Here is a 4,406-nt window from a genome sequence, read left to right on the forward strand (position 1 = left end):
CATTGCTCCCTCCCTTCGGTGTTCTTCTAGCTGACCACGGCCAGCCCGCGCCGCGCGCGTCCGACCTCGGCGCCGGCACGCGCCGTTTCGTCAGGCGCGAGGTGGCAGGCCGCCATCTGGCTGGTGCCGGGCATGGCGCGCAGCGGCGGCACCTTTTCCCGGCAGATGTCGCGCGCCAGATGACAGCGCGGATGAAACCTGCAGCCGGATGGCACGTCCGCCGGATTGGGCGGATCGCCGGTGAGCATGATGCGCTTCCAGCCGACCTGGCGGCGCGCGGCAAGCGTCGGCGCGGCCGACAGCAGCGCCTGCGTGTAAGGATGCAGCGGCCGCCGCATGATCTCGTCCGCCGTTCCCTGCTCGATGATGGTGCCGAGATACATAACCGCGATGCGGTCGGCGACATGCCCGATCACGTCGAGGTCATGCGAGATGATCAGGTAGGAGATGCCGCGCTTGCGCTGGATCTGCAGCATCAGGTTGACGATTTGCGCCTGGATCGACGGGTCGAGCGCCGAGGTCGGCTCGTCGGCAACGATGATCTCCGGTTCGAGCGCCAGTGCCCTTGCAATGGCGATGCGCTGCAACTGGCCGCCGGAGAACTGTCCAGGCAGCTTTTGGATGTCGATGTTCTCCAGCCCGACGAAGGACAGCAACTCGCGGATACGCGCCTCGAGCCCGGCGCCCAGCTTGACGCCATGCGTGTCGAATGGCTCGCGCATCACCTCCGCGATGGTCATGCGCGCGTTGAGCGAGGCGAGCGGATCCTGGAACACGGCCTGCAGGCGACGACGGATCGGCAGCATGCGGCGGCCGGCGAAGCCGGTCACGTCGACGCCGTCGAAGCGCACGCGCCCGTCCGTCACGTCGACCAGCTTGAGCGCCAGCCGGGCGAGAGTGGACTTGCCGCATCCACTCTCGCCCACCAGGCCCAACGTCTCTCCCTTGCCCACGGTGAGCGAAACACCGGCCACGGCCTGCACGGCGCGGCCGCCGCGGCGCTGCGAGAAGGTTTTCGAGACGGCATCAAGCTCGAGAAGCGCCATGGTCAGCTCCTCGCCGCTGCTAGAGGCATCGCCGCCTCGATCGGATGATGGCAGGCAAGCTCCACGGCACCGAATTTGCGCCGCGGCGGCTCGACGGCCTTGCAGTCGTCCTGTGCGCGCGGGCAGCGCGGATGGAAGCGGCATCCCGATGGGAAGGCGCCCAGCCCGGGCGCGCCGCCGACGATGGCGTTGAGCTCCTGCTTGGCGGGCGACTGCGAGATCATGGCGCTGGTCATCAGCGCCGCCGTGTAGGGATGCGAGGGCTGCAGCATGATGGAATCGGCTGGCCCGACCTCGGCGATGCGGCCGGCATAGAGCACGAGGATCCGGTCGGCCACCTCGGCGACCACGCCCATGTCGTGCGTGATCAGGATGATCGTCAGCGAAAGCTCGCGCTTCAATTCGGCAAGCAGTTCCAGCATCTGCGCTTTGATGGTGACATCGAGCGCCGTCGTCGGCTCGTCGGCGATCAGCAGACTCGGGCCGGCGGCCAGCGCCATCGCGATCATGGCGCGCTGTCGCATGCCGCCGCTGATCTCGTGCGGATAGGCAGAGGCGACGCGACGCGGGTCGGGAATGCGCACGCGCTCCAGCATTTCCACGGCGCGCTTTCTTGCCTCGACGCGGCCGGCAAGGCCGTGCGCGGCCAGCGTCTCAGCAATCTGATCGCCCACCGGCCAGACCGGGTTCAGCGAACTCAGCGGATCCTGATAGATGAGGCCGATCTCCGGGCCGCGCAGCTTGCGCAATTCGGCGTCGGGCCGCTTCAGCATCTCGCGGTCTTTGAAGCGGATTGAGCCGGAGACGAAGGCGGTGGGAGGCTGCAGGCCGGCGATCGACATGCCGGTCAGCGACTTGCCCGAGCCCGACTCGCCGATGATGACGAAGGTCTCGCCCGCTTCGACGTCGAAGGAAATGCCATCCACCGCGACGAGGTTCTGGCCCTCGCGCTGAAACCCGATTGCGAAGTCGCGGACCGAAAGGATCATGCGGCCCGCCTCGACGCGAGCGCGTCGCCGATCAGCGAGAAGGCGGTGGCCGTCAGCATGATCATGGTGCCGGGAAAGACCAGATACCACCAGGCCGAGCCGAAATAGGGGCGCGAGTCGCGGATCAGCAGACCCCATTCCGGCGTCGGCGAATTGGCGCCGAGGCCGAGGAAGGAGAGGGCGGTGACGGCGACCAGCGCGTAGCCGACGTCGGTGGTGACGCGCACATTCACCTCCTGGACGACGAAGGGGATGATGTGGCGGCGCAGGATGGTCATCTCGGAGACGCCGAGCGCGCGGGCGGCCTCGACATGCGGCCGCTCGCGCAGGCGTAGCACCTCGCCGCGCACCAGCCGCGCATAGCCCGGCCACCAGATGATGGCGAGCGACAGCGCCACGCTGTCGAGGCCGCGCCCTATCGAGGCGGCGACGGCCAAGGCCAGCACCAGCGCCGGGAAGCCGAAGAACAGGTCGACGATGCGCATCATCAAATTGTCGATGCCTTTGCGCGCCATGCCGGAAACCGCGCCATAGATCACGCCGAACAGCGCCGAGGCAAAGACGATGGCGATCGCCACGCCGAGCGAATAGCGGGTGCCGTAGACAACGCGAGAGAAGACGTCGCGGCCACCCTCGTCGGTGCCGAAGATATGGGCGAGGCTCGGCGGCTTCAGCCGGTCGGCCATGGCAAGCGCGATCGGGTCGTGCGGCGCGATCAGGCCGGGCAGAAGCGTGAAGGCGGCGAGGATAGCCACCATCAGCAGCGCGAGCGGCAAGAGCACGCCCTTCGGCCTCGCGATGGTCCGGCGCGCGGGCTGGGTGGAAATACTCATGAGCCGACACTCTGCACGCGCGGATCGATCACCGGATAGAGCAGGTCCATCACCAGGTTGATGATCACGAAGCCGGCTGTCGAGACGATCGCCAGCGCGATGACGGGCGAATAGTCGAAGACCTGGAAGGACTGATAGGCATAGAGACCGATGCCGGGCCAGTCGAAGATGACCTCGACCAGGATCACCCAGCTGATCATGTAGCCGAACTGCATGGTGGTCGCCGTCAGGATCGGCGACAGCGCATTGCGCAAGATGTGCTTGAACAGGATGCGGTTGGGCGAAAGGCCCTTGCCGCGCGCTGTGCGCACATAAAGCCGGCCCTGCTCCTGGATGAGGGCGGCGCGCGACAGCCGTGTGCCGACCGCAAGCAGATTGACGACGATGGTCGCGGCGGGAAGCGCCAGGTGCTTCAGGCTGGCGAGAAAGGCGGAGAGGCTGCCGGCCAGCAGGGAATCGATAAGCAGGAAGCCGCTGACTACAGGCGGCGCCGTCTCGCGGATCGGGAAGCGCGCGCCGAGCGGCAGCCAGTGCAATTTGTAGAAGAAGAAGAATTGCAGCGTCATGCCGAGCCAGAACACCGGGATGCCGGTGCCGATCATGGTGATGAGGCGGATCGCGCCGTCTACCGCGCCGCCGGGGCGGCGCGCGGCAAGCACAGCCAGCGAGAAGCTGATCGCCAGATAGAGGGCGAAGCTGACGATCAGCAGCTCCAGCGTCGCCGGCAGATACTGCTTGAGGTCGGTGCTGACGCTGCGGCGCGTGCGGATGGACTCGCCGAGGTCGCCCTTGGCGAGGCCGATCATGTAGGAGGCGAACTGCTCGGGCAGCGGTCGATCGAGACCGTGCTCGACGCGGATACGCTGCACGGCCTCCTCGGAGGCGTTCTGGCCGGCCAGGAAGGCGGCGGGATCGGCTGGAACGACACGGCTGAGGAAGAAGGTTATGACCGCGACGGCGATGAGGACGACAAGACCCCAGACCAGACGCTTGAACAGGAAGGCGATCACAACCGTGCCGTCCGCATGCTCACCCCGTTGCTGTTACTTAGCGTACATTTCCCAGAAGCGGGCGTTGATGTACTCGGCCGGGTCGATGCGGTAGCCGCCGATCCGGTCAGGCTCGGGCACCACCGTCTTCGGCCGCGCGGTCCAGATGATGTAGTGGGAGTCCACCACGATGTCGGCCGCCTGCTTGAGCAGCTTGCCGCGCTCGGTCGGGTCGGAAATCGTCGGCAGCTTGGCCACGAGGTCCTGCAGCGTCTGGTCGAAGAACTTGCCGGAATTGTAGAACCCGCCCTTGAGATAATGCGCCGCGAAGAACTTCGTCGCGTCGGATGGGCTGAGGTTGGCGTTGCCGAGCACGAAGCAGTTGCTCTTGTCGGACTTGATGGCGGTAATCGCCTCGACGAAAGGCTGCTCCTCGATCTCGACGGTGACGCCGAGCTGCTGAGCCGACGATTGGAGAACGGTCGCGGCAAAGCGGAATTCCGGGAAGCCGGCGGGCACCGAACATTTCATCTTGGCGTTGGCGAGACC

General features: G+C 66.5%; 4 protein-coding genes and 1 pseudogene. All 5 read right to left on the reverse strand.

The window, feature by feature from the left end:
* Positions 1-26: 26 nt before the first annotated feature.
* A complete protein-coding gene (locus EOA27_RS24360) occupies positions 27-1,046 on the reverse strand; it encodes an ABC transporter ATP-binding protein (protein WP_245456604.1) in 1,020 nt (339 codons plus the stop codon).
* Positions 1,047-1,048: 2 nt separating this feature from the next.
* Positions 1,049-2,035, reverse strand: a complete 987-nt coding sequence (locus EOA27_RS24365; protein WP_126062127.1) for an ABC transporter ATP-binding protein — start codon at positions 2,033-2,035, stop codon at positions 1,049-1,051.
* The gene (locus tag EOA27_RS24370; RefSeq protein WP_245456678.1) at positions 2,032-2,793 is read right to left on the reverse strand and encodes an ABC transporter permease; all 762 of its coding nucleotides are present in this window, start codon (positions 2,791-2,793) and stop codon (positions 2,032-2,034) included. The genes EOA27_RS24365 and EOA27_RS24370 overlap by 4 nt, the downstream gene beginning before the upstream one ends.
* A gap of 71 nt (positions 2,794-2,864) precedes the next feature.
* Positions 2,865-3,878, reverse strand: coding sequence for an ABC transporter permease (locus tag EOA27_RS24375; RefSeq protein ID WP_127257448.1), 1,014 nt, complete (start codon positions 3,876-3,878; stop codon positions 2,865-2,867).
* 33 nt (positions 3,879-3,911) lie between these two features.
* Positions 3,912-4,406 (reverse strand): annotated as a pseudogene (locus EOA27_RS24380) (ABC transporter substrate-binding protein); the annotation flags it as partial.

This window comes from Mesorhizobium sp. M2A.F.Ca.ET.037.01.1.1, assembly GCF_003998075.1.
GTDB lineage: Bacteria > Pseudomonadota > Alphaproteobacteria > Rhizobiales > Rhizobiaceae > Mesorhizobium.

Bases quoted from the DNA above. Each gene is read 5' to 3' on its own strand.
- EOA27_RS24360 (WP_245456604.1), bottom strand. From the start codon at position 1,046: ATGGCGCTTCTCGAGCTTGATGCCGTCTCGAAAACCTTCTCGCAGCGC.
- EOA27_RS24365 (WP_126062127.1), bottom strand. From the start codon at position 2,035: ATGATCCTTTCGGTCCGCGACTTCGCAATCGGGTTTCAGCGCGAGGGC.
- EOA27_RS24370 (WP_245456678.1), bottom strand. From the start codon at position 2,793: ATGGTGGCTATCCTCGCCGCCTTCACGCTTCTGCCCGGCCTGATCGCG.